Origin of the sequence: Mesorhizobium sangaii (assembly GCF_014207355.1) — a bacterium.
Taxonomy (GTDB): Bacteria; Pseudomonadota; Alphaproteobacteria; order Rhizobiales; family Rhizobiaceae; genus Mesorhizobium; species Mesorhizobium sangaii.
Map to the genome: position 1 here is coordinate 151899 of NZ_JACHEF010000005.1, position 23542 is coordinate 175440.

General features: G+C 63.0%; 23 protein-coding genes. 12 read left to right on the forward strand and 11 right to left on the reverse strand.

The window, feature by feature from the left end; genetic code table 11:
* Positions 1-204 precede the first annotated feature (204 nt).
* The 6 genes from HNQ71_RS23440 to HNQ71_RS23465 all read left to right on the forward strand — a co-directional run bounded on the left by HNQ71_RS23440 (position 205) and on the right by HNQ71_RS23465 (position 6062).
* Positions 205-1233, forward strand: a complete 1029-nt coding sequence (locus HNQ71_RS23440; protein WP_095091463.1) for a sulfate ABC transporter substrate-binding protein — start codon at positions 205-207, stop codon at positions 1231-1233.
* A 22-nt stretch (positions 1234-1255) separates the two neighbouring features.
* The gene (cysT, locus tag HNQ71_RS23445) at positions 1256-2107 is read left to right on the forward strand and encodes a sulfate ABC transporter permease subunit CysT (protein WP_184875007.1); all 852 of its coding nucleotides are present in this window, start codon (positions 1256-1258) and stop codon (positions 2105-2107) included.
* Positions 2100-2984 (forward strand): sulfate ABC transporter permease subunit CysW, encoded by an 885-nt coding sequence (cysW, locus tag HNQ71_RS23450; RefSeq protein ID WP_184875008.1) that lies wholly within the window; start codon positions 2100-2102, stop codon positions 2982-2984. The genes cysT and cysW overlap by 8 nt, the downstream gene beginning before the upstream one ends.
* 13 nt (positions 2985-2997) lie before the next feature.
* On the forward strand, positions 2998-4038 hold the full coding sequence (locus HNQ71_RS23455; RefSeq protein WP_184875009.1) for a sulfate/molybdate ABC transporter ATP-binding protein: 1041 nt from the start codon (positions 2998-3000) through the stop codon (positions 4036-4038).
* Between the two features lie 230 nt (positions 4039-4268).
* Complete coding sequence (locus HNQ71_RS23460) at positions 4269-5255, forward strand: sulfate ABC transporter substrate-binding protein (protein ID WP_184875010.1); 987 nt, start codon at positions 4269-4271, stop codon at positions 5253-5255.
* A 357-nt stretch (positions 5256-5612) separates the two neighbouring features.
* Positions 5613-6062, forward strand: coding sequence for an RrF2 family transcriptional regulator (locus HNQ71_RS23465; RefSeq protein ID WP_013530871.1), 450 nt, complete (start codon positions 5613-5615; stop codon positions 6060-6062).
* Here HNQ71_RS23465 and HNQ71_RS23470 read toward each other — a convergent pair.
* From HNQ71_RS23470 to HNQ71_RS23500, 7 genes are all read right to left on the reverse strand, one after another.
* The gene (locus HNQ71_RS23470) at positions 6059-6598 is read right to left on the reverse strand and encodes a gluconokinase, GntK/IdnK-type (RefSeq protein WP_184875011.1); all 540 of its coding nucleotides are present in this window, start codon (positions 6596-6598) and stop codon (positions 6059-6061) included. The genes HNQ71_RS23465 and HNQ71_RS23470 overlap by 4 nt on opposite strands.
* 2 nt (positions 6599-6600) lie before the next feature.
* Positions 6601-7587: an ABC transporter permease subunit gene (locus tag HNQ71_RS23475; protein ID WP_184875012.1), complete on the reverse strand. Its 987-nt coding sequence runs from the start codon at positions 7585-7587 to the stop codon at positions 6601-6603.
* Positions 7584-8564 carry an ABC transporter permease subunit gene (locus tag HNQ71_RS23480; RefSeq protein ID WP_184875013.1) on the reverse strand — a complete coding sequence of 327 codons (981 nt, stop codon included), beginning with the start codon at positions 8562-8564 and terminating at the stop codon, positions 7584-7586. Before HNQ71_RS23480 ends, HNQ71_RS23475 begins: the two co-directional genes overlap by 4 nt.
* Positions 8561-10108, reverse strand: coding sequence for a sugar ABC transporter ATP-binding protein (locus HNQ71_RS23485; RefSeq protein WP_184875014.1), 1548 nt, complete (start codon positions 10106-10108; stop codon positions 8561-8563). Before HNQ71_RS23485 ends, HNQ71_RS23480 begins: the two co-directional genes overlap by 4 nt.
* Before the next feature lie 78 nt (positions 10109-10186).
* Positions 10187-11314, reverse strand: coding sequence for a sugar ABC transporter substrate-binding protein (locus HNQ71_RS23490; RefSeq protein WP_184875015.1), 1128 nt, complete (start codon positions 11312-11314; stop codon positions 10187-10189).
* A 303-nt stretch (positions 11315-11617) separates the two neighbouring features.
* Entirely contained in the window at positions 11618-12646 is a 1029-nt protein-coding gene (gene gntR / locus HNQ71_RS23495; RefSeq protein WP_184875016.1) for an HTH-type transcriptional regulator GntR, read from the reverse strand.
* A gap of 156 nt (positions 12647-12802) precedes the next feature.
* Positions 12803-14032: an MFS transporter gene (locus HNQ71_RS23500; RefSeq protein WP_184875017.1), complete on the reverse strand. Its 1230-nt coding sequence runs from the start codon at positions 14030-14032 to the stop codon at positions 12803-12805.
* A 176-nt stretch (positions 14033-14208) separates the two neighbouring features.
* Here HNQ71_RS23500 and HNQ71_RS23505 point away from each other — a divergent pair, with 176 nt between their 5' ends.
* Complete coding sequence (locus HNQ71_RS23505; RefSeq protein WP_184875018.1) at positions 14209-14493, forward strand: DUF3175 domain-containing protein; 285 nt, start codon at positions 14209-14211, stop codon at positions 14491-14493.
* Positions 14494-14509: 16 nt separating this feature from the next.
* Here the strand turns inward: HNQ71_RS23505 and HNQ71_RS23510 are convergent, their stop codons facing one another.
* Positions 14510-15286: a FadR/GntR family transcriptional regulator gene (locus HNQ71_RS23510; RefSeq protein ID WP_184875019.1), complete on the reverse strand. Its 777-nt coding sequence runs from the start codon at positions 15284-15286 to the stop codon at positions 14510-14512.
* Positions 15287-15388: 102 nt separating this feature from the next.
* Positions 15389-16285, reverse strand: a complete 897-nt coding sequence (locus tag HNQ71_RS23515) for an NAD-dependent epimerase/dehydratase family protein (RefSeq protein ID WP_184875020.1) — start codon at positions 16283-16285, stop codon at positions 15389-15391.
* 119 nt (positions 16286-16404) lie between these two features.
* On the opposite strand from HNQ71_RS23515, the gene HNQ71_RS23520 reads away from it, so the two are divergent.
* Positions 16405-17343 (forward strand): NAD(P)-dependent oxidoreductase, encoded by a 939-nt coding sequence (locus HNQ71_RS23520; protein ID WP_184875021.1) that lies wholly within the window; start codon positions 16405-16407, stop codon positions 17341-17343.
* Between the two features lie 63 nt (positions 17344-17406).
* Here HNQ71_RS23520 and HNQ71_RS23525 read toward each other — a convergent pair whose 3' ends face one another.
* Both HNQ71_RS23525 and HNQ71_RS23530 read right to left on the reverse strand, forming a co-directional pair.
* Positions 17407-18189 (reverse strand): FadR/GntR family transcriptional regulator, encoded by a 783-nt coding sequence (locus HNQ71_RS23525; protein WP_184875022.1) that lies wholly within the window; start codon positions 18187-18189, stop codon positions 17407-17409.
* A gap of 183 nt (positions 18190-18372) precedes the next feature.
* Positions 18373-19362, reverse strand: a complete 990-nt coding sequence (locus HNQ71_RS23530) for a sugar-binding protein (RefSeq protein ID WP_184875023.1) — start codon at positions 19360-19362, stop codon at positions 18373-18375.
* Positions 19363-19832: 470 nt separating this feature from the next.
* On the opposite strand from HNQ71_RS23530, the gene HNQ71_RS23535 reads away from it, so the two are divergent.
* From HNQ71_RS23535 to HNQ71_RS23550, 4 genes are all read left to right on the forward strand, one after another.
* The gene (locus tag HNQ71_RS23535) at positions 19833-20573 is read left to right on the forward strand and encodes an ATP-binding cassette domain-containing protein (RefSeq protein WP_095091448.1); all 741 of its coding nucleotides are present in this window, start codon (positions 19833-19835) and stop codon (positions 20571-20573) included.
* A gap of 35 nt (positions 20574-20608) precedes the next feature.
* Positions 20609-21607 (forward strand): ABC transporter permease, encoded by a 999-nt coding sequence (locus HNQ71_RS23540; protein ID WP_184875024.1) that lies wholly within the window; start codon positions 20609-20611, stop codon positions 21605-21607.
* Between the two features lie 87 nt (positions 21608-21694).
* Positions 21695-22462, forward strand: coding sequence for an SDR family oxidoreductase (locus tag HNQ71_RS23545; protein ID WP_184875025.1), 768 nt, complete (start codon positions 21695-21697; stop codon positions 22460-22462).
* A 186-nt stretch (positions 22463-22648) separates the two neighbouring features.
* Positions 22649-23476 carry an AraC family transcriptional regulator gene (locus HNQ71_RS23550; RefSeq protein ID WP_184875026.1) on the forward strand — a complete coding sequence of 276 codons (828 nt, stop codon included), beginning with the start codon at positions 22649-22651 and terminating at the stop codon, positions 23474-23476.
* Positions 23477-23542: the final 66 nt, after the last annotated feature.

The window sequence follows — 23542 nt, forward strand, 5'->3', positions numbered from 1 at the left end:
CGAAGTCCTTGTCCCGGCCGGTCCAAAGCCTAGATTAAACGTCAGGCAGGCTCGGAGTTCGCTCAGCGCAGCCAAGAGGAAGAAATTTCTCCACACGCCGAAATATCGTCGAATATTTTCTTCAGGAGGGCAAAAAAGGCAACATTGAATGCATCTAAATTCTATCAATTCGGTAGATTTGGCGCCGGTTCAACGGAGGCAGAAATGACCAAACCTCATTTCAGGAAACTGCTCGGCGCACTGGTCGCCACATCTGTCCAGTTCGGCACGCTCGGTTTCGCGTTTGCCGACACCACGATCCTCAACGTGTCCTACGATCCGACACGCGAGCTCTACAAGGCCTATGACGAAGCCTTCGCGGCGCATTGGAAAGCCGAGACCGGCGAGACGGTCACCATCCAGCAGTCGCATGGCGGATCGGGCGCCCAGGCCCGCGCCGTAATCGATGGCCTCGACGCCGATGTGGTGACGCTGGCGCTCGAAGGCGACATCAACGCCATCGTCTCCAAGTCGAAGAAGATCAATCCCGACTGGCGCACCAAATTCGAAAACAATTCAGCGCCTTACACCTCGACCATCATCTTCCTTGTCCGCAAGGGTAATCCCAAGGGCATTCACGACTGGAACGACCTGGTCAAGGACGGCACCCAGGTGATCACGCCCAATCCCAAGACCTCCGGCGGCGCGCGCTGGAACTATCTCGCGGCCTGGGCCTACGCCAACGCCAATGACGGCGGCGACGAGGCGAAGACCAAGGAATTCGTCGGCAAGCTCTACGCCAATGCCCCGGTGCTCGACACCGGCGCTCGCGGCTCGACCGTGACCTTTGCGCAAAAGGGCATCGGCGACGTGCTGATTGGCTGGGAAAACGATGCCTACCTGGCGCTCGACGAATTCGGCGCTGACAATTTCGACATCGTCTATCCCCCGACATCGATCCTGGCCGAGCCGCCGGTGGCGGTTGTCGACGCCAATGTCGACGCCAAGGGCACGCGTAAGGTCGCCGAAGCCTATCTGGGCTGGCTCTATTCCAAGGAAGGCCAGACAATCATTGCCAAGAACCACTATCGTCCGGCCAAGCCTGACCTTGTGGCTCCGGCTGATCTTCCGAAGACACCCGATATCAAGCTGATCTCCATCGACGATCCGCTTTTTGGCGGCTGGAAGAAAGCACAGCCTTATCATTTCGGCGACGGTGGTATATTCGACCAGATCTACAAGCCGGCCCAGTGAGCTAGATCTAGATCAGGACGATATGACCACAGCACCCGCGCAGGCGGGGTGGCGGTTCAGACAGCCGAGTGTCATTCCGGGTTTCGGACTGACGCTCGGCTTCTCGCTTGCCTACCTCACCCTCATCATCCTCATCCCGCTGTCCGGGCTGCTCTGGCGGTCCGCCGCCCTTGGCTGGCCTGAATTCTGGGCCATCGCCACCGATCGCCGCACCATCAAGGCGCTGGAAATCAGCTTCGGCACCGCCTTCATCGCGGCTGCCGTCAATGTCGTCTTTGGCACGCTGGTCGCCTGGGTGCTGGTGCGCTACCGCTTTCCCGGCCGCCGCATCGTCGATGCCATGGTTGACCTGCCGTTCGCGCTGCCGACAGCGGTGGCCGGCATCGCGCTGACCACGCTCTACGCGCCGAACGGCTGGATCGGCAAATTGCTGATGCCTCTCGGCATCAAGGTCGCCTATACGCCGCTCGGCATCGTCATCGCACTGGTCTTCATCGGCCTGCCCTTCGTCGTGCGTACAGTGCAGCCGATCATGGAAGAGATCGACAAGGAAGTTGAAGAAGCTGCCGCCACGCTTGGCGCCAGCCGCTTCCAGATCATCACCCGCATCCTGTTTCCGGGGCTGGCGCCGGCCATAGTCACCGGCTTTTCGCTGGCCTTCGCGCGCGGCGTCGGCGAATACGGCTCGGTCATCTTCATAGCCGGCAACCTGCCTTACAAATCCGAGATCGCGCCGCTGCTGATCGTCATCCGGCTGGAGGAATACAATTACCCGGCGGCGACCGCGATCGCGGCGATCATGCTCGCTCTGTCGTTCGTCATGCTGCTGGTCGTCAATCTCGTGCAGGCATGGAGCCGCAAGCGCTATGGCTGATCCCGAGATCAAATCCTATGAGCCGCATCACGAGAGCCAGTCGGCGGCGGTCACGGAAAGCCGCCCGGCGCGGCTGGCGCTGATGGCAGTTGCCTTCACCTTCCTCGGCATCTTCCTGCTGTTGCCGCTGATCATCGTCTTCAACGAGGCGCTGGCGAAAGGCGTCGGCGCCTATACGCAATCGCTGAGCGATCCCGACGCGCGCTCGGCGATCCGGCTGACGCTGCTTGTCGCCGCGATCTCGGTGCCGCTCAACATCGTCTTCGGCATCTCCGCCGCCTGGGCGATCGCCAAGTTCGAGTTCAAGGGCAAGGCCTTCCTGACCACGCTGATCGACCTGCCCTTCTCGGTCTCGCCGGTCATATCGGGCCTGGTCTATGTGCTTTTGTTCGGCGCCCAGGGGCTGCTCGGCGGCTGGCTGAAGGCGCATGGCATCGTCATCCTGTTTGCCGTGCCGGGCATCGTGCTGGCCACCGTCTTCGTCACCTTTCCCTTCGTCGCCCGCGAACTGATCCCGCTGATGCAGGAACAGGGCAATGGCGACGAGGAGGCAGCCCTGTCGCTCGGCGCCAATGGCTGGCAGACCTTCTGGTACGTGACCTTGCCCAACGTCAAATGGGGGCTGCTCTACGGCGTGCTTCTGTGCAACGCGCGTGCCATGGGCGAGTTCGGCGCGGTGTCGGTGGTGTCGGGGCACATACGCGGCCTGACCAACACCATGCCGCTGCATGTCGAAATCCTCTATAACGAGTACAACGCCGTCGGCGCCTTTGCCGTCGCTTCATTGCTTGCGGGCCTGGCGCTCGTCACGCTGGTCTTGAAAACACTTCTCGAGATGCGCTACGGCGCCGAGATCGCCGCGACGCGCGGACACTGATAGAGGGGTTTGCATGGAAGTTCGCGTTGCCAACGTGCGCAAGGAGTTTGACCGGTTTCCGGCGCTTCACGACGTGTCGCTCGACATCAAGTCGGGCGAGCTGATCGCGCTTCTGGGGCCGTCCGGTTCCGGCAAGACGACGCTGCTCAGGCTGATTGCCGGGCTGGAGCGGCCGACACGGGGAAAGATCTTCTTCGGCGACGAGGACGCCTCGCAAAGGTCGATCCAGGAACGCAATGTCGGCTTCGTGTTCCAGCACTATGCGCTGTTCCGGCACATGACGGTGGCCGACAATATCGGCTTCGGCCTCAAGGTCCGGCACGGTCCGTCGCGTCCGCCGGCGCAGGAGATCCGCCGCCGCGCTTCGGAACTGCTCGACCTTGTCCAGCTTTCGGGGCTGGAAAAGCGCTATCCGGCACAGCTCTCCGGTGGCCAGCGCCAGCGCGTGGCGCTGGCGCGCGCCATGGCGATCGAGCCCAAGGTGCTGCTGCTCGACGAGCCATTCGGCGCGCTCGACGCACAGGTGCGCCGGGAATTGCGCCGCTGGCTGCGCGAAATCCATGACGCCACCGGCCACACCACCGTCTTCGTCACCCATGACCAGGAAGAGGCGCTGGAGCTTGCCGACCGCGTCGTGGTGATGAGCCAGGGCCGCATCGAGCAGGTCGGCACCGCCGACGACATCTACGACACGCCGAACTCGCCCTTCGTCTATGGCTTTATCGGTGAATCGAGCTCGCTTCCCGTCAAGGTCGAGAATGGCGAGATCTGGCTCGCCGACCGTCCGATCGGACTTGCCGCGCCCCACGAGCCCTCGGGCGACGCGACGCTGTTCTTCCGCCCGCACGATGTCGAATTGCTCGACGGCTGCAGCGGCTGCATCGCCGGCACGGTCGCCGCCAGCCGCCGCGTCGCCGGTACGCGGCGAGTGGAGCTTGAGATCGGCGGCGAGCGCCAGCGGGTCGAAATCGAATTGCCGGTCGATCACCCCGCGGCGCAGAAAAGCCGGGTGGCCTTCCGCCCCGGTCGCTGGAAGCTTTTCCCGGCCACTTGATCCAATTCGCCTCCCCATCAGTTTGGGAAGGATTGTGCGCGTACCCAGCGTCATTGTGCCGGCTGGGACATTAAAAAGACTCATGCCTGGAAGGCATGTCCTAACAGCCGGCCGTTTTGGCGATATCTTTTCTCGCGATACGAGCGTGGAACCGTTGCGCGTACCTCGTCGCGCATCCTGCGCCACGGCTATGGTCCGACTATAAACGCATTGCATCGGAGCCCGTTTTCATGAAGCGATTTTTCCTTGGCGTCGCCGCCGTCGCCGGCCTGTTCCTCGCATCCTCCCAAGCCTGGTCGGCCGACAAACTGCTCAACGCATCCTATGACGTCGGCCGCGAACTGTTCGTCCAGGTCAACAAGGCCTTCGTCGCAGGGCATCCCGGCGTCACCGTCGACCAATCGCACGCCGGCACCTCGGCGCAGGCGCGCGCCATCGCCGAAGGGCTCGGCGCCGATGTCGTCACGTTCAACCAGGTCACCGACATCGATTTCCTGGTCAAGAAGGGCCTCGTGTCGGCCGACTGGCAGAAGGGTTTTCCTGACAACGCCTCGCCCTTCTATTCGCTGCCGTCCTTCCTCGTGCGCGCCGGCAATCCCAAGCACATCAAGGACTGGAACGATCTCGTGCGCGACGACGTGCAGGTGATCTTCCCCAACCCGAAAACCTCGGGAAATGCGCGCTACACCTATCTAGCGGCCACCGCCTACGCCAAGGAAGCCTTCAAGGGCGACGACGCCAAGGTGAAGGAATTCATCACCAAGCTGTTCAACAACGTGCCGATCTTCGACACCGGCGGCCGCGCCGCGACCACCACCTTCGTGCAGCGCGAGATCGGTGACGTGCTGATCACCTTCGAGTCCGAGACGCGCGGCATCCGCAAGGAATATGGCGACGACAAGTTCGAGCAGGTCACGCCCTCGGTCAGCCTGCTCGCCGAATTCCCGGTGGCGATCGTCGACAAGGTGGCCGACGAGCATGGCACGCGCGATCTGGCCAAGACCTATCTCGACTTCCTCTACACGCCGGAGGGCCAGGACATCCTCGCCCAGAACGGCAACCGGGTCCGCGACGCGACCGTTGCCGCCAAGTACAAGGCCGACTTTCCCGATGTCCGCCTGCTGACCGTGGATGACGTCTTCGGCGGCTGGGACAAGGTCCAGAAGGAGCATTTCGCCGCCGGTGGCCTACTCGACCAGACCTACGGCAGCCGCTGACGGCAGCAACATCCGAGGGTGAACGCGGAAGCCGGCGCTTTGCCGGCTTTTTTCGTTTCATGTGCCGGCAATCCGGTTTCAGCGGACCCAAAGCATGATCTCGAACAGCGGAATCCGGTTTTCGCTAGAGGTCATGTTCAAGCCGAGAAGCAGAGTTCCAGCCCGATTCTATCGGGTGGAACTGACTCTATCGGCTTCATCCCTGCAAAACGTTACAAAGAATCAACGCGTTTGTGCCTAACGTGCCATCTGGCGGCTTGTTTTCGGGAAACGTCATCGCGCGGCGAAAACGTCATTATTTGCACACAAACAGTCGCCAGATGCGGGTGGTTGGGGCTTCAATGGGTTGATCTGGGCATGCTGACTAAAAAAGGCAAATACGGCCTCAAGGCCCTCGTGCATCTGTCCGGCCTGCCGGCTGGCCAACTGGCCTTTGTCAACGACATCGCGGTTGCCAACAACATCCCGAAGAAGTTCCTCGATGCCATCCTGGGCGAGTTGCGCAACGCCGGCTTCGTCCAGAGCCGCAAGGGCAAGGAAGGTGGCTACCGCCTTGCCCGGCCGGCCTCCGAAATCAAGATCGGCCATGTCGTGCGCGTGCTTGACGGACCGCTGGCGCCGATCCCCTGCGCCAGCCGCACACAGTATCAGCGCTGCGAGGACTGCGACGAGGCGACCTGCCAGGTCCGGCACATGATGTTGGAAGTGCGCCAGGCGATTGCCGAAGTGCTGGACAATCGCAGCCTCGCCGCCATGCGCGACGCCGACAATGATGATTTTCCGGTCGAACTGACGTCGCAGATTTAGCGCATCTGACGAATCGCGGCAGCGACAAGTTCGTCGACCGGGCGCGTCGCATCGAGCGTCAATGCCCGCTCGTCCGCCGCCGGCGGCTCAAGGATGGCGAACTGGCTGTCGACAAGGCTCGCCGGCATGAAATGGCCCTTGCGGCTGGCGACGCGTCGCCTCGCCGCAGCAGCGTCGATCTCCAGGTAGAGGAAGACGATCTCCGGGCAGAAGCCGCTCAGCCGCTCGCGATAGCTGCGCTTCAGCGCCGAGCAGGCGGCAACCACGCCTTCGCCTTGCCCTACCGAGACCACGATGCGCTCGCCGATCGCGTCGAGCCAGCCTTCGCGCAGTTGATCGGTGAGCGGTTCGCCTCTTGCCATGCGCGCGACGTTTTCGGGCGGATGCAACCTGTCGCCCTCGATGAAGATGGCGCCCAGCGTGGCGGCCAGCGCGGTGCCGACGGCCGACTTGCCGCAGCCGGCGACGCCCATCACCACAATGGCCGGCACCGAACCGGGAGCGCCCGTTGGCGCCTGTTCTGTCTTTTCGTCCACTGTCAGCGGCTTGCCGGCGCGCGGCCGTAGAGCAACAGCATGGCAACGATGACGATGCCATAGATGATCTGCCGCCCCGCCTCCGGCATCTGCATGACCGACAGGATGGATTGCAGCAGCGTGATCAGGATGACGCCTGCAACGGTGCCGAGATAGGAGCCGCGCCCGCCCAGGATCGAGGTGCCACCAAGCACCACCGCGGCGATTGACGGCAACAGATAGGCGTCGCCCATCGATTGCGCCGCCTTGGAAGCATAGCCGGCAAGAAGCACGCCGCCGAAGGCCGAGAGCCCGCCGGAGACGGCGAAGGCGATCATCACTACGCGCCGCGTGTCGATACCAGAGAGATAGGCGGCGCGCTCGCGGTTGCCGATGCCGTAGACGGCGCGGCCGAAGCTGGTGCGGGTCAGCACGAACACCATCGCCGCGCCGATCAGCGCCCAGATGATGACCGCGTTGGGCACACCCGGAATGGCAAACCCGGTTGCCAGGTAGCGCATGGCGCCCGTCGCCGAATCCTGTGGCGAGAAGCCGCCGGTGTAGACCACCATCAGCCCCTGCGCGACGGCGTTGGTGGCCAGCGTGATGATCATCGAGGGGATGCGCAGATAGGCGACGCCGATGCCGTTGACGACGCCGATCAGCATGCCGCAGATGATGCCGAACGGGATGGCCACCGCCACGCCGACCGGACCATAGGCGGCTGCCGCACTGGCCATCATGGCGCCCATTGCGACCGACCACGGCACCGACAGGTCGATCTGGCCAAGCAGGATGACCAGCATCATGCCGGTGGCGATGACGCCGAGGAACGACGCCACCTTGAGCTGCTGCAGAAGATATTCAGGTGACAGGAAGCTTCTGGAATAGAGGCTGCCGAGGAACAGCAGCAGCACGATGCAGGCAAAGGCCGTCAGTACCGCCGGATCGGCGCGCCGGATGAATCGGGGCATGCGGCCGGCAATGCCGCCAAGCGTCGTTTCGCTCACAGGAACCACTCCAGCCGGTTGCGGACCCGAAACAGGGCGAAGGCGCCGAGGCTGACCGCGATCAGCAGGATAACGCCCTGGAACAGCGGTTGCCAGAGCGGATCGAAATCGAAGACGAAGAGCAGGTCACCGATGGTGCGGAACGCCAGCGCGCCGAAGATCGCCCCGATGGCGCTGCCCTTGCCGCCGAACAGCGAGACGCCGCCAAGCACCACGGCGGCGATCGAAAACAGCGTATAGGCGTTGCCGCTGGCATAGGCTGCCTCGCCGGTATAGGTGAAGAAGGTCAGGAACAGCCCGCCGACTGCGGCAAGCAACCCGGCCAGAGCGTAGGCCGCGAATTTTCCACGGCGGATCGGCACGCCGGACATGTAGGCCGCCGTCTCCGACGAGCCGGCTGCGTAAGCCGCACGACCGAGCACCGAGCGGCTGAACGGCACCCAGACAAACAACACCACGGCCAGCAGCACGACCAAGCTTGCCGGCACCACGCCGAACAGTCGTCCAGTCAAAGCGTCGGCGAGGTCCTCGTTGACCGAGCCGCCGGGAAAAGGCCGCAGCAGCAGGGCAATGCCGAAGTAGACGGCGCCGGTGGCGATGGTGGCGACAATCGGCTGCAGCCGTCCATAGATGACGATGGCCCCGTTGATCGCCCCGCACAGCAGCCCGGTGCCGAGCACCGCGAGGACGCCGAAGGCTGTTTCGATGCCGGTACCGATGACCAGCCAGGACGCCAGGCAATTGGTCAGGGTGAAGATCATGCCCACGGACAGGTCGATGCCGGCGGTGATCACGACCAGCGTCTGGGCCATGGCGACGAAGGCGAGCAGCACGCCCTTGTTGGCTGCCGTCTGCACGACATTGGCGGTGAAGCCGGCCGGATGGTTCGAGGTGTAGATGACGAACATAACGATGAAGATGCCGAGCGCCAGTAGCGTCCCACGCTGCTCGGCCAGCCAGTAGCGCCAATCCTTCACGCGTTTGCTCCCAGGCTCACGGGGCTCTCCTCGCCGTGAATGTTGAGCGCGCTGGCGATCAGCGCCCGCTCGGTGATCTCGGCGCCAACCAACTCGCGCTTGACCGCCCCGTCATAGAGCACCAGCACGCGGTCGCAGCAGCCGATCAACTCGTCATAGTCGGTCGAATAGAACAGGATCGCAGCGCCGGCATCGGCGAGCTTGCGCATCAGTTGGTAGAGCTCCTGCTTGGTGCCGACATCGATGCCGCGCGTCGGATCGTTGAGCAGGATGATGCGCGGCTGGCGCATCAGCCATTTGGCGATGACCACCTTCTGCTGGTTGCCGCCCGACAGCGCGCCGACCGGAATGTCGAGCCCCGCGGTCTTGATCGCCAGCAGGCCGACCATGTCGTCGATCAGCCGCTGCTCGGCGGCACGGTCGATGATGCCGGCTTTGGACAGCCGGTCGAGCGCGGCGAAGGACAGGTTCTCGCGCACCGTCATCGGCAGCATCAGCCCTTCGGTCTTGCGGTCTTCGGGAATGAGCGCCATCCCGATACCGTCTTCACGCGCGCCAGCGGGGCTGGCAATGGCAACGGGCCTGCCGTCGATGAGGACCTGGCCCGACAGACCGCGCAACACCCCGAAGAAGGCAAGCAGCAATTCGCGTTGGCCCTGACCGTCGAGGCCGCCAAGACCGACGACCTCGCCTGCCCCAACCGTCAGCGAGACATTGTCCAGCCGGTCGGTCCATGAAAGCTTGCGTGCCTCCAACACCGGAACGGCGGCAACCGAAGCGCGTGCCGGCTTCGGCGGAAAGATATGGCTGTATTCTCGCCCGATCATCAGTTCGACGACTTCATTGTCACTCTTTGTGCCCGCCGCATAACTGGCGACATTGCGACCGTTGCGAAACACCGTGCATTGGTCGGCCAGTTCGGCGATCTCGTTCATGCGGTGCGAGATATAGAGCAGCGCCAGCCCTTCCAAGCGCAGTCGTTTCAGCACGCCGAAAATCTTGGCGACATCCGTCGCGGTCAGCGCCGAGGTCGCCTCGTCGAGGATCAGGATTCGCGGCTTGCGTGCCAGCGCCTTGGCGATCTCGACCATCTGGCGGCGCGACAGCGGCAGGTCCTTGACCAGTGCCAACGGGTGGATGTCTGCGGCGCCCGCGCGCGCCAACGCTTCCTCCGCAATCCGGCGTTGTGCCTTGCGGTCGATCATGCCGAACCGCGTCGGCGGGTCCGAGATAACAATGTTGTCGGCAACGCTGAGTTCGGGAACCAGCGACAATTCCTGGAAGATGCAGACGATGCCGGCCTGGTTGGCGGCAGCCGGCGAAGCGAATGTCACCTCGCGGCCATCGAGCGTCATGCGGCCTTCGTCGGGCGCAACGACACCCGCCATCACCTTGATCAGCGTCGATTTGCCGGCACCGTTTTCGCCGAGAATGGCATGGATGCTGCCGGATGAGACCGAAAGCTCGGCCTTTTCCAGCGCCCGCACACCACCATAGCGCTTGGATATGCCTTCCATCCGGAAGAGCGGAACCGCACCGTCCATCGGGCCTCCCGAGGCTCTTTGACGACTAGGGATATCGAGTGGTCGGCGCCGTGGGGTCTCCGCGGCGCCGGGGTGCAGCTACTGGTCGGCCTTGGTCTGGCCCATGATTTCCTGCGCGGTGAAATTGATACCGCAGGTCGGGAAGGAATTGCCGACGAAGAAATTGTCGGACTGATCGGGGAAGAAATCCTGACCTGCCTTGAAGTTCGGATCCTCGACGATCGCAAGCGGCAGCTTGACCGACTGCGGGACGACATTGCCTTCAAGAGCTGAGATCGCCGTCTTGATGGCAACCGCCACCTGGGCCGGGCCGGTACCGGCTGACGAGCATTTCAGTCCGTCCGCCGCATGCGCCGCGCAGAACTTGCGGAAGCCGTTCTCCGTTTCGCCGCCGAACGGCACGAACGGATGCTTGGCGTCGATCATCGCCTGCACGATACCGGTGTCGCCACCCTGGCCGGTGATGCCGACGAACGGACCATTGGTGGCGATCGCGTCAGCGGTGACCTTCTGCGCTGTCGGATCGTCCCACTTGCCGGCGACTTCGGTGACGTCCCATTTCTTGCCCGAAGCGTCGAGAACCTCATGGATGCCATTGTGGCGATCGGTGTCGACCGACGTGCCGGCGACGCCACGGACTTCAAGAATCTTGCCGCCTTCGGGTATATGGCCGGTCAGCCATTTGCCCCAAAGTTCGCCGAGGCCCTTCTGATCGACATTGACGTTGATGGCATCCTTGGTGTCGAGAATGTTGTCGAAGGCGACCAGCACGACGCCGGCTTCCTTGGCGCGCTTGATGACCGGCGCGAAAGCTGTCGGGTTCTGCGCGTTGACAACAATGGCGTCATAGCCGGAATCGATGAAGTTATTGATCGCCGAAATCTGCGCCGGCACATCCTCGCCGGTCGACACCACCTTGAATTCCTTCAGCTTGGCGGCGACGTCCTTTTGCGCTGCATACGCCTTGGCTGTCTGGATCATCTGGATACGCCAGGTGTTGGCGATATAGCCATTGGCGAGCGCGATCCGGTATGGGCCATCTTTTTTGGGAAACTTGAAGAACTGCGTATCTGCGGCCCAGGGCGCGAAGCAGTCCGGTTCGGCGGCTGGTCCCTTCACGATTTCGGGGCCGGCGGCCATTGCGGCCGAGTTGAGCATGACAAATGCAGTGGCGGCAACGATGCCACCCACGAGTGACTTGATCATCGATATTCCTCCCAGTTGCAGTTTTGATTGTTTTGGCTGCCATGCACTTCACGCGTCCGGCCAGACACCTCCTGCCTTGCCTGTCGCGCTTTCTTAAGTCGCCAATGTCGACCGGGCTCCCTCCCTTGCCACCTCTAAATGGGAAATAAAAACTATCATATTATACATAATAAACAAGCATCAGCTGTCGCTTATGTATAATAAACAGGACTTGGCTTTTGCCGTAGGTTTCCATCTTAGGCAATTGGTAGCGCTACCATGACGTTGTGTAAACCGGCATTCACACAGTCGCTTCTGTGTGTTTCAACGGGCAGTGCTCTCGCGGCGCTTGAGTTCGAAGCCGAGATCGACGATCCGTTGTTCCGGCCTGCTGCCGGCGATCGCCGCCAGCGCCATGGCGACCGCGCGTCGGCCGATCTCATAGCGGTGGGTGCGGATGCTGGTGATCGAAGGAAACGCCACCTGCATCATGTCGAGATCGTTGAAGCCGACGATGCCGATCGTCTTCGGCACGGCTATCGAGGCCCGATGGCACTCGAACAACACCCCGAGCGCGATGTCGTCATTGTTGCAGAACACACCGTCGAGCGTAGGCACCTTGGCCAGCGCGTCGCGGAGCATTTCGCGCCCGAGCGGCACGCTGGACAGCACCGGCGTGGTGGTGACGAGGCGTGGGTCGAACAGGCCGGCGGCCTCCATCGCCGCCCGATAGCCGGCCAGACGCCGCTGCGAGCGCGGGTCCATGCGCGCGCCGATGAAGCCGATGCGGCGGTAGCCAGCCTCGATCAGATGTTCGGTCGCCGTCCTGCCGCCGTCGAAATGCGAGAAGCCGACCATCATGTCGACAGGATCGGGCCCGGTTTCCATGACCTGCACCACCGGGCAGCCGGCACTCTCCAGCAGTTTTCGCGAGATCGGCGTCTGGTCGATGCCGGCGACGATCAACGCTGCCGGCCGCTGCGAGCCGAAGACCTGCAGCAGCCGCTCTTCCTCGAGGCCGGAATAATGGGTGTTGCCAAGCTGGATGCGGAACGGGCTGGCCGACAGGCTGTCGTAGATGCCGCGCACCACCTCAGCAAAGACGTTGTTGGTGAGCGACGGCACCAGCACGCCAAACACCTCGGCGCGCGCCGAAGCCAGTGCCCGCGCATTCGGGTCCGGCACGTAACCGAGTTCGTCGACTGCGGCCTGGATCTGGCGTCGCAATTCCTCCGAGACGCGCTCCGGCTCGCGCAGGGCGCGCGACACGGTGATGGCGCCGACGCCGGCCTTGCGCGCGACATCGGCAATCGTTGGGCGGCCGCCGCCCCTGCGCGAGCGCGGCTTGATCAAGGACCCGCTCGCTCTGAAGCGCACCCACCAAAGCGCGGTTGCGCCACGATCGTCCTTCCAGTCGTCATCACACCCGGCTTGCTTTGCCGTACCACTCGCCTTCTGGCGTCGCGCAGCCTCTCGCCCTTGTCAAGCAATGCGAACTGCCCTGCCCGTTCAAGCCATCGCCACGGCACGTTGCCTTGCCTTCCAGAACAACAGACCGATCGCCAGTACGTTCAGCAGATTCCAGGCGATACCGTTGAGGAATGCCGCGGCGTAGGAGCCGGTCAGGTCGTAGATCCAGCCCGACATCCAGCCGCCGATCGCCATGCCGAAGATCGTCGCCATCATGACGATGCCGATACGCTGGCCGGCCTCCCTGGCCGGCATGTATTCGCGCACGATGATCGCGTAGCAGGGTACGATGCCGCCTTGCGACAGGCCGAACACCAGCGACACGACGTAAAGCGATGCAAGCCCGTCGAAGGGAATGTAGAACAGCAGCGACAGGCATTGCAGCACCGAGCCGATGAGCAGCGTTTTTACGCCGCCGATGCGGTCAGCGAGAAAACCGGAGGCCAGCCGGCTGGCGACGCCCGCCGCCATCATGATCGACAGCATGTCAGCTCCGTGCGCCATGCCGTAGCCGAGATCCATGCAATAGGCGACGATATGCACCTGCGGCATCGACATCGCCACACAGCAGCCGAGGCCGGCGATGACCAGCAGCACCTGCAAGGTCGCCGGCGACAGCGGGATCGGCTGCACCGGCCGGCTTCCCGGCGAACCAGCTGCGGCAGTCTCCGGGGCACCGCGCCGCAGCATCAGCACCAGCGGCACCATGGTCACCAGACAGAAGACGCCGATCGCGGCATAGGTGAAGCGCCAGCCTTCCGCCTTCATCAGCGTCGGCATGATGGTCGGCCAGATCGCTCCAGCAAGGTAGTTGCCGGCGGCGGCCGCGGTCACCGCGACACCGCGCCGGCGATTGAACCAGTGCGAGATATCGGCGATCAGCGGCCCGAAGATCACCGATGTACCGACACCGATCAATAGCCCTTGAGCAAGGGTGAATTGCAGGATGGAGGTCGACAGCGCCGCGAGCAGGAGGCCGGCGGCGAGCGCAATCGAGGAGAGCAGCGCCGGGATCCAGTAGCCCATGCGGTCGATGGCGCGGCCGACCAGCACGTTGCCGGCGGCGAAACCGACCATGGTCGCGGTGTAAGGCATGGACGCCGCGGCGCGATCAACGCCGAACTCGGCCTGCACGGCGGGCAGCACGACGACGACAGCCCACATGCCGACGCCGCCGATCGTCGCCAGCAGCATCGAAATGGCGAGCCGCATCCAGGAATAGCTGCTGTCGATACCGGGGCTCGGCCGGCTCAAATCGGTTCGGGTCAAGGCGTTACCTATCGGCGGTCTCGAAAATCGGCTGCCGTTTGCGCCACTATCGGCACATTCGCAACGCGCAGCAGCGCCACGGTGGGCAAATCTGTCGCACCAGACCCAAGACGAATGAGGAACCGATGCCAAGGTGTGGAGTTTCCCGGCAAGCCACCCTGCAAAGGAGTCCTGCCATGACGGCGAAGAAGAAATGGTCGGCCGAGGTGACCGAGCACAGCGACGCTATGGATCTCGAGGACCACGTCTTCGAGTCCGACGCTAGGAAGATCGCCGCCTCCCTCAAACGATCCGCCGAACACAGCCACCGGCGCAAGGCCGAGCCGTTCAAGTCCGCCATGTCGATGCTGAACTTCTACATCAACCGCGCCGGCAAGAATCTGCCCGCTTCGCGCAGACAAGTGCTTGAGGACGCCAAGGACGAGCTTCGCGCCGCCCTCGGGCGGGAGAAGGAGGGTTAGCCGCGCCCTTTAGGCCCTACCGTGAACGGATGACGCCGTCGGTGTTGGCCAACAACTTGCGCACCGCATTGCGTGCCGCATCCGGCCGCTGCAGGCGGATGTTCTTCTCGATCGCCTCATGCAGCTTCTGTGCGTGCTGCAAATCATCCAACTCCCGCGTCGTATAGGCGAACAGGTGATCGAACGCGGATTCGATGAGCACGCCGAGTGGCACCAAAAGGTCGTTGCCGGATGCCCGCAGGATCGCCAGGTGGAAACGCGTGTCGGCACGCGTGCGCTCCTGCAGGTTCGTCGCCTCGCCCATCTCGCGGCAGGCCTGGCTGATCTCGGCCATCTGCTCGTCGGTCCGCCGCACGGCGGCAAAGGCGGTCGCTTCCGGCTCGATGATGTGGCGGAACTCCTGCACGGTTTTCAGGAACACCTCACGATCCGGGGACGTCGCGTACCAGGCGAGTACATCGCGATCGAGCAGGTTCCAGCGTTCCTTCGGCTCGACCCAGCTGCCGATCTTGGGGCGCGACGCCAACAGGCTCTTGGCCATCAGCATCTTGATCGCTTCGCGCACCGCCGAGCGGCTGACGCTGAAGGTCTCCGACCATTTCGCTTCATTGGGCAGGATGGTACCGGGCGGGTAGTCGCCGCGCACGATCCTGAGACCTATCTCGCTGGCCAGCGAAGCATGGACGCTCGAGCCGGGGATACGCGCCGAGTCAGCTCGGCGAACGCCGGCCGGGCGCTCCCCGGAGGCCGCTTTCGCCGGCGATTTTTCCTTGTTCGGCTTCGCGTCCCGCATAGGCTCCAGAAAGGCCGGATTGCAGGGGCTGTCAAGCGCGGCAAGCGGCTTGGGCGGCAAAGCCGGCCGCTGTGCACAGATCAGCCCGATTGCTCCGGTGGGTCAGGCCTGCTTAACGTATTTGCGCCAGCTGTGCTCCGGGCGGAAGCCGAGAATATCCCGCGCCTTGCGGTTCGAGAGCAGCGTCTCGTATTCACCGAGTTCGGCCTTGACCGGTACGCTGGGATAGAACCGCTTCAAGAGTTCGGCGGTCGGCAGGTCGGATGAGGTATCGTCATTGGCGGCGTTAAACACCTGATAGCCGAGCCCGTCCTTCTCGATGGCACGCAGCGTGATCTGGCCAAGGTCCCGCGCGTCGACATAGCTCCAGGCGATGCGCTTGCGGAACCCCGGGTCGGCGAACCATTTCGGAAACAGCGAATATTCATGTGGCTCGATGACGTTGCCGATGCGCAGCGCATAGATGTCGGTGCCGTTGCGCAGTGCAAAGGCGCGCGCCGTCTTTTCGTTGACGACCTTGGACAGCGCGTAGCTGTCCATCGGATCGACATCGTAATCCTCGTCGAGCGGGAAGTACTGGGGATCACGCGGCTCGTTGGCGAACACCAGCCCATAGGTCGTTTCGCTGGAGGCGATCACAACCTTGCGGATGCCGAGCTTCACCGCCGCCTCGATGACATTGTAGGTGCCGAGCGCATTGATGCGGAACACCTCATTGTCGGTGGTGATCATGATGCGGGGAATGGCGGCGAAATGCACCACGGCATCGATAGGCTGTGGGCGCAGTGACGGGTCGAATTCGTGCAACCCCATATAGCTCGACAGCGCATTGAACACCTGTCCGCTGTCGGTGATGTCGGTGATCAGCGTGCGCACCTTGGGGTTGTCGAGCGGCTTGGTGTCGATGTTGAGCACCTGGCAGCCCTGCTCCACCAGATATTGCACGACATGGCGTCCGGCCTTTCCGCTGCCGCCGGTGAACATGATCCGCTTCGACATTTTGCTCTCCACATCCGCTGGGGTTTATGTGTATTGTCAGACAAAATCGCAATCCGCAACCACCCTCGCCTGCAAAACGGCAGCGCTGATCATCAATCATTGCAACAGGACTTGAAGACATGAACACGACCGCCGCGCGCGAAAAGATCGGCTTCATCGGGCTTGGCCTGATGGGGCACGGGATCGCCAAGAACATCGTCGACAAGGGCTACAGCCTGACGTTTCTCGGCCGCAAGAACCGCAAGCCGGCGGAAGACCTGCTTGGCCGCGGTGCCGCGGAAGCATCGACCTCGCGCGACGTCGCGGCGGCATCGGATATCGTCTTTATCTGCGTCACCGGATCGCGCGAAGTCGAGGCCATCATTCGCGGCCCGGGCGGCCTCAAGGAGGGCTTGAAAAAGGGCGCGGTCGTCGTCGACTGCTCGACCTCCGATCCAGTCTCGACCATTGCACTGGCGGCCGAACTCAAGGCGCTCGGCATCGACTATGTCGATGCGCCGCTGAGCCGCACGCCAAAGGAGGCCTGGGAAGGCACGCTCGACGCCATGGTCGGCGCGCCCGACGCCATCTTCGCCCGGCTGAAGCCGGTGCTCGAAACCTGGGCCGGCCGCATCGTCCATATCGGCGACACCGGCGACGGCCACCGCATGAAACTGCTCAACAACTTCATCTCGCTCGGCTATGCCGCGATCTATTCCGAGGCGCTGGCGCTGGCGCAGAAGGTCGGCATCTCGCCGCCGCGCTTCGACAGCGTCATCCGCAACGGCCGCATGGATTGCGGTTTCTACCAGACCTTCATGCGCTGGACGCTGGATGGCGACCGCGACGCCCACAAATTCTCCATCGCCAACGCCTTCAAGGACCTGACCTATTTGGAATCGATGGCCGGCGCGGCCGGCATCGCCAACCCGCTCGGCAACGCCACCAAGAACTCTTTCGCCGGCGCCTTCGCCACCGGCCCGGCCGAGCAATTCGTGCCGATGCTGGCAACCCATATCGGCAAGGTCAACGGCGTCGACCTGATGCCGACCAAGGATGGCAAGAAACAGACGATTTGAGGGGAGAAGCGGTCGGCGCAGCGGACGGAAAGCCAATTAAGGGCCGGCGTCACTGCCGCGCTATCACCGCCGTGACCGCCCGATCCCTTCATCGGTGTTCTCAAGCAGTTTGTGCACGGCGTTGCGCGCGGCTGTCGGACGCCGCAGGCGGATGTTCTTCTCGATCGCCTCATGCAGCTTCTGCGCATGCCGCTGATCACCAACCCTCTGCGTCGTGAAGTCGAAGAGATGGTCGAGTGCCGATTCGATCAGCACGCCGAGCGGCACCAGAAGGTCGTTGCCGGAGGCGCGCAGGATGGCGAGGTGAAAACGCGTGTCGGCGCGGATACGCTCCTGCAGGCTCAAGGCATCGCCCATCTCGCGGCAGGCCTGGCTGATCTCGGCCATCTGCTCGTCGCTGCGCCGCATGGCGGCAAAGGCCGAGGCTTCCGGCTCGATGATATGGCGAAATTCCTGCACGGTGCGCAGGAAAGCCTCGCGGTCTGGCGCCGTCGCGTACCAGGCCAGCACGTCGCGGTCGAGCAGGTTCCAGCGCTCTTTCGGCTCGACCCAACTGCCGATCTTGGGGCGCGAGGCCAGAAGGCTCTTGGCCATCAGCATCTTGATGGCTTCGCGCACCGCCGAACGGCTGACATCGAAGATTTCGGCCCATTTGGCCTCGTTTGGCAGGATGGTGCCGGGCAGATAATCGCCGCGCACGATCCTGAGACCGATCTCGGCGGCCAGCGAGACATGAACGCTCGCTCCCGAAAAGTGTGCGGCGCCAGCCCTGCGCATGACAGCCGGACGAAGGCTGGCTTGTGCCTTGGCCCGGTCGGCTGGCTTCTTTGACTTCTTGTCCGGCATCCACGTTCCAATGCGTCGGCCGTCTGTCGTCCGGACTGGTCCGAACCCGCACGGCGCGCCGATCTCGTTGCCGAAAAATCCAGACCATGGACGCGTCAAAGCCGGAGCCTGTCGCCCCAACCGCAGCGTCCCGCTCAGGAATCGACGGGGGGCGCTCGTTGCCGAGCGCCCCAAATCAAGAACCTACTTCTGGATGCAGGTGTCGACGGTGTCCTTGGTGCATTCGTCGAGACCGGTAAACACCGGATCGGCGACGGCCTTGCCTTCGATCAGGTCGATCATGACCGATGGTGCCTTGTAGCCCATTTCGAACGGCCGCTGGCCGACCAGTGCGGTGACCAGGCCGTCACGAGCAATCGCGACCTCGTCGCCGATCGTGTCGGCTGCGCCGATGACGAAGTCGTTGCTGGCGATGCGGTCCTTGAGCGGCCCGAACAGATCACGATAGGGCTGCGGCGCACCGAACAGCGGCCAGCCGCCCATGATGCCGAACGCATCCAGCTTGGGGTTGGCGGCGAGGATATCGGTCATCGCCTGAACGCCCTTGGCGCCATCGTCATTGGTGAACACCGGGCAGCCGGCGACTTCGGTCCAGCCACCTTCGCCGGCCAGCGCCGCGAGGCCTTCCTTGCCCGACAGTGCATCGCGCATGCCTTGCGCGCGGCGCAGGATGTTGTCGGCCGCAGGATTGCCCTCGATGGTGCAGATCGTGCCGCCATTCGGCTTGCCCTTCTTGATATACTCGCCGATCTTCTTGCCCATCAAATAGTTGTCGGTGCCGAGATAGGTCTTGCGCAGCGCCGCATCTTCCTTGCTGAGGTCGGCATCGACCGTCATGATCGGGATCGTCGGATTGGCGGTCTTGATCGTTTGCGCGATCAGCGGCGCGTTGGACGGCGAAATCGCCATCGCCACGGTGTCGGCCTTGCTCAGCATGTCCTGGACGATCTGCGCCTCGCCGGCCTCGTCCGAGGTCGAAGCCGGGCCGGTGTAGAAGCATTCATATTCCGAGCTGGCGTTTTCCTTGTTCCATTTCTCGCAACCCTGGTGGATGGCTTCGAAGAACGGATTGTCGAGACCTTTCACGACAATGACGAGCTGTTTCTTGGCCAAAGCCGGCCCGGCGCCAAGCGCCATCATGGCGGCGGCGGCAAGCAAAAGTGATTTCCTCATGTCAGTCCTCCCTTGAAACAGACGGACACGGCGTGCCCGCCACACAGATCGATCGGACGCGTGATGACCGAGGTTCGTTTTGCGAGCTCTCGTGTCGCCAAGACAGATCGATAAGCATTTCCAGATGCGGCCTTGGACCGGCTCAACACACGGTGTGCCGCCGGAACCTCCACCGATAAACCTCCACCGATTCCACCCAGCGAACCGCAGGCAGGGATCGGCAAAATCTCCTCCGACGCTTAGCTAATATCGGCTCGCCGCCAACGTCAATGCTATTTGTCCTACAAAACAGATTTTTAGAATAATCCAGCCTTAATTCATCCGACAATTGATTGACGCGCGCCGGCTTTTGCGTAAAAGAACGCTGACGCTGTTTCCGGGAGGAGTTGGGGAGAGCGAGGCCAAAGCAGCGTCGGCATTCACGCCGGGAACAGCAGCAGGTCGCAAAGCACGGGGAGGCAAGAAGGCTGGTGGCGGTTCTCGAACTCACCAACATATCGAAGCATTTCGGCGCCATCCAGGCGGTCAACGACGTGTCGTTGTCGATCGAGCCCGGCCAGGTTGTCGGCCTGATGGGCGACAATGGCGCCGGCAAGTCGACGCTGGTCAAGATGATCGCCGGCAATTTCCGCCCGAGCCACGGCACCATGCAGATGGACGGCAAGGATTTGATCCTGCACAAGCCGGTCGAGGCCCGCCAGCACGGCATCGAGATCGTCCATCAGGATCTGGCGCTTTGCAACAATCTGACGGCAGCGGCGAATGTCTATCTCGGCCGTGAATTGCGCCGCGGCGTCGGCCCCTTCCGCATTCTCGACTACGCTTCTATGTACAAGCGCGCCGGCCAGATCTTTGCGGAGCTCAAATCCGAGACCCGCCCGCGCGACCTCGTCAAGCAGATGTCGGGTGGCCAGCGCCAGGCGGTGGCGATCGCCCGCACCATGCTGTCGCAAGCCAAGATCGTGCTGATGGACGAGCCGACGGCGGCGATCTCGGTGCGGCAGGTCGCCGAGGTGCTGAACCTGATCCGCCATTTGCGCGACCAGGGCATTGCCGTCGTACTGATCAGCCACCGCATGCCCGACGTCTTCACCGTCGCCGACCGCGTCATTGTCATGCGGCGTGGCCGCAAGGTCGCCGACAAGACGATCGCGTCCAGTTCGCCCGAGGAAGTCACCGGGCTGATTACTGGTGCTATCGAACAGGTTTGATTTCAGCGCGTTCCACCGGCAGATAAAGGTCGATAATGGCAGTCACCCTTGACCAGACGATCGCACAGAAACAGCACACCTTGCTGTCGAAGATGTTTGCCAGCCAGACCTTCTGGGTGGTTATCGCGGTCATCCTCGCCTGCCTGTTCCTGTCGTTTGCCACCGACGCCTTCGCCACGCAGAAGAACCTCTACAACATCACCCGCAACATCACCTTCGTCGCCATCATCGCGCTCGGCATGACCTTCGTTATCATCACCGGCGGCATCGACCTCTCGGTCGGTTCGGTGCTGTGCCTGTCGTCGATGGTGCTTGCGGTCACCATGCATGCCGGCTACTCGATCGAGATCGGCATCCTGGCCTCTATCGCAACCGCGCTTGCCATCGGCGCCTTCAACGGAATCCTGATCGCCTATCTCGGCTTTCCGCCGTTCGTGGTGACGCTCGGCATGTTGTCGATCGCCCGCAGCCTGGCCATGGTCGCCTCCAACAACACCGTCGTCTTCCAGTTCGGACCGGACCACAACAAGCTGCTGGCGCTGGGCGGCGGCGCCTGGGTGTTCGGCATCGCCAATCCAGTGCTTTACATGATCCTTTTGGCGCTGATCACCGGCTTCGTCCTGCGCTGGACCAAGTTCGGCCGGCACATCTTCGCCATCGGCGGCAACGAGCATGCGGCGACGCTGACGGGCGTTCCGGTGCGCCAGATCAAGGTCGCCGTCTACATGATTTCGGCGCTGTCGGCCGGCATTGCCGGTATCATCCAGACTGGATGGCTGGGCGCCGTCACCACCAATCTAGGCACCGGCATGGAGCTTCAGGTCATCGCCGCCACCGTCATCGGCGGCGCCAACCTTGCCGGCGGCGTCGGCACCGCCTTCGGCGCCATCGTCGGCGCCGCGCTCATCGAGGTGATCCGCAACAGTCTCGGCCTGCTCGGCATCAATGCGTTCTGGCAGGGCGTGTTCATCGGCGGCGCCATCCTGCTGGCGGTTCTGTTCGACCGCATCCGCAATTTCCGCCGCAACGACTAGGACCATGATCCCGAAAAGTGGAAACCGGTTTTCTCGGACAAACGGAAACCGTTTGTCCGAGATCATGGTCGAACACAAGACAGCCTGATGGCAAACTCGCTGTTCAGCCTTGAGGGCCGGCTGGCGCTGGTAACCGGCTCTGGTCAGGGCATAGGTTTTGCCCTGGCGCGTGGCCTAGCCGAACATGGCGCCAGCGTGGTGCTGAACGGCCGCGATGCCGCCAGGATCGGCGGCGCCGTCGAAAGGCTGCGCGCTACCGGCTTCAAGGCGCACGCCTCGACCTTCGACGTCACCGATTTTCAAGCGGTCAACGCGGACATCGCCCGCATCGAAGCCGAGATCGGCGCCATCGACATCCTGATCAACAATGCCGGCGTCCAGTTCCGCGCCCCGCTCGAGGATTTTCCCGAGGAGCAATGGGAGCGGCTGTTCAAGACCAATGTGTCGGGCGCCTTCCATGCCGGCAAGGCGGTTGCCCGCCACATGATCGCGCGCGGCATGGGCAAGATCATCAACATCGGCTCGGTGCAGAGCGAACTGGCCCGGCCGAACATCGCGCCCTACACGGCAACCAAGGGCGCGATCAGGAATCTGACCAGAGGCATGTGCGCCGACTGGGCGAAACACGGCCTGCAGATCAACGCGATCGCGCCCGGCTACTTCCGCACCGAGATGAATCAGGCGCTGGTCGACAATCCCGAATTTTCCGCCTGGCTGGAGAAGCGCACGCCCGCCGGGCGCTGGGGCAATGTCGACGAACTGATCGGCGCCGCCGTGTTCCTCGCCTCCGACGCATCGTCCTTCGTCAACGGCCATACGCTCTATGTCGATGGCGGCATGACGGCTTCGGTTTGAGGCACCAACTCTGGCGCGGCCATCCAACCGTTGTTCGGTTCACTACCTATCGCTCAGTCTGAAAATCCACCGGCATCGGCCGTCACCCGACCCTCGCCAAAGGCCACGCCTTGACGCGGCCCCGAACTCCGCCGCACAATCCCCCTGCAGGCGAAGGGAGGCCAGTCGTCTGCGGGAGGAATACCCATGACGGAAGCGATCAGGCTCTACTGGGGCCGGTTCGGACATGTTTCTGTCCTGAATGTCGCAAGCGACTTCGTCACCCATGCCCATGTCGAAGCACATTTGATCATCTGGCTGGAAGGCACGGCCGGCGAGATGACCATCGGCCGCGAGACGGTACGGCTTGGACCGCGCACCGCCGCCGGCATCAACTCCTTCCAGCCGCACAGCCATGTCCTGTCGCGGAACGGCACTCCGGGCCTGTTCCTCGCCTTCTACATCGATCCCGACTGGGCGCGCCGGCGCCGCGACCTGCCTTCGTCCGCACCGCTGTTCTCGCAGGCCGCAATCACGCTGGAGCCCTGGCTGCACCAGGCCGCCGCCAGTCTGCTCGATCACCTCATCGACAATGAAAGCGTCGACGATGTCGCCAATTACGAGATCGAGCGTTTCATCGACAGTGTCCTTGATGCCGCTGACGCTTCGGCGCCGCAGGAAGCCCGCGTCCACATAAACACCATGCAGGATTTCCGCGTCCGCAAGGCAATTCAGCTAATGAAGGCCAATGTCTGCGAGCGCATCTGCTTCGACGACGTGGCGCGCGCCGTCGGCCTGTCACGGCCGCACTTCTTCGCCCTGTTCAAGGAACAGACCAATCTGACGCCCAATGTCTACTGGAACACGCTGCGCATGGAGGAAGCGGTGCGGCAATTGCAGTGGTCGCAGGAACCGCTGATTTCGGTCGCCTGCAATCTCGGCTTCACCACGCAGGGCAATTTCTCGCGCTTCTTCCGCGACCATGTCGGCGTGCCGCCGACACTCTACCGTGAAGCGGCGCGGATGATCGCCTGAGCCAACCGGCCGCACCCTTTTTCAGACTCCCACCGTTTTTCAGACTCATTGATACGGGCTCAAGAC

Excerpts from the sequence above, each read along its gene's own strand:
- HNQ71_RS23440 (WP_095091463.1), top strand. The coding sequence starts at position 205 with ATGACCAAACCTCATTTCAGGAAACTGCTCGGCGCACTGGTCGCCACA.
- cysT (WP_184875007.1), top strand. The coding sequence starts at position 1,256 with ATGACCACAGCACCCGCGCAGGCGGGGTGGCGGTTCAGACAGCCGAGT.
- cysW (WP_184875008.1), top strand. The coding sequence starts at position 2,100 with ATGGCTGATCCCGAGATCAAATCCTATGAGCCGCATCACGAGAGCCAG.
- HNQ71_RS23455 (WP_184875009.1), top strand. The coding sequence starts at position 2,998 with ATGGAAGTTCGCGTTGCCAACGTGCGCAAGGAGTTTGACCGGTTTCCG.
- HNQ71_RS23460 (WP_184875010.1), top strand. The coding sequence starts at position 4,269 with ATGAAGCGATTTTTCCTTGGCGTCGCCGCCGTCGCCGGCCTGTTCCTC.
- HNQ71_RS23465 (WP_013530871.1), top strand. The coding sequence starts at position 5,613 with ATGCTGACTAAAAAAGGCAAATACGGCCTCAAGGCCCTCGTGCATCTG.
- HNQ71_RS23485 (WP_184875014.1), bottom strand. The coding sequence starts at position 10,108 with ATGGACGGTGCGGTTCCGCTCTTCCGGATGGAAGGCATATCCAAGCGC.
- HNQ71_RS23490 (WP_184875015.1), bottom strand. The coding sequence starts at position 11,314 with ATGATCAAGTCACTCGTGGGTGGCATCGTTGCCGCCACTGCATTTGTC.
- HNQ71_RS23505 (WP_184875018.1), top strand. The coding sequence starts at position 14,209 with ATGACGGCGAAGAAGAAATGGTCGGCCGAGGTGACCGAGCACAGCGAC.
- HNQ71_RS23510 (WP_184875019.1), bottom strand. The coding sequence starts at position 15,286 with ATGCGGGACGCGAAGCCGAACAAGGAAAAATCGCCGGCGAAAGCGGCC.
- HNQ71_RS23515 (WP_184875020.1), bottom strand. The coding sequence starts at position 16,285 with ATGTCGAAGCGGATCATGTTCACCGGCGGCAGCGGAAAGGCCGGACGC.
- HNQ71_RS23520 (WP_184875021.1), top strand. The coding sequence starts at position 16,405 with ATGAACACGACCGCCGCGCGCGAAAAGATCGGCTTCATCGGGCTTGGC.
- HNQ71_RS23525 (WP_184875022.1), bottom strand. The coding sequence starts at position 18,189 with ATGCCGGACAAGAAGTCAAAGAAGCCAGCCGACCGGGCCAAGGCACAA.
- HNQ71_RS23530 (WP_184875023.1), bottom strand. The coding sequence starts at position 19,362 with ATGAGGAAATCACTTTTGCTTGCCGCCGCCGCCATGATGGCGCTTGGC.
- HNQ71_RS23540 (WP_184875024.1), top strand. The coding sequence starts at position 20,609 with ATGGCAGTCACCCTTGACCAGACGATCGCACAGAAACAGCACACCTTG.
- HNQ71_RS23545 (WP_184875025.1), top strand. The coding sequence starts at position 21,695 with ATGGCAAACTCGCTGTTCAGCCTTGAGGGCCGGCTGGCGCTGGTAACC.
- HNQ71_RS23550 (WP_184875026.1), top strand. The coding sequence starts at position 22,649 with ATGACGGAAGCGATCAGGCTCTACTGGGGCCGGTTCGGACATGTTTCT.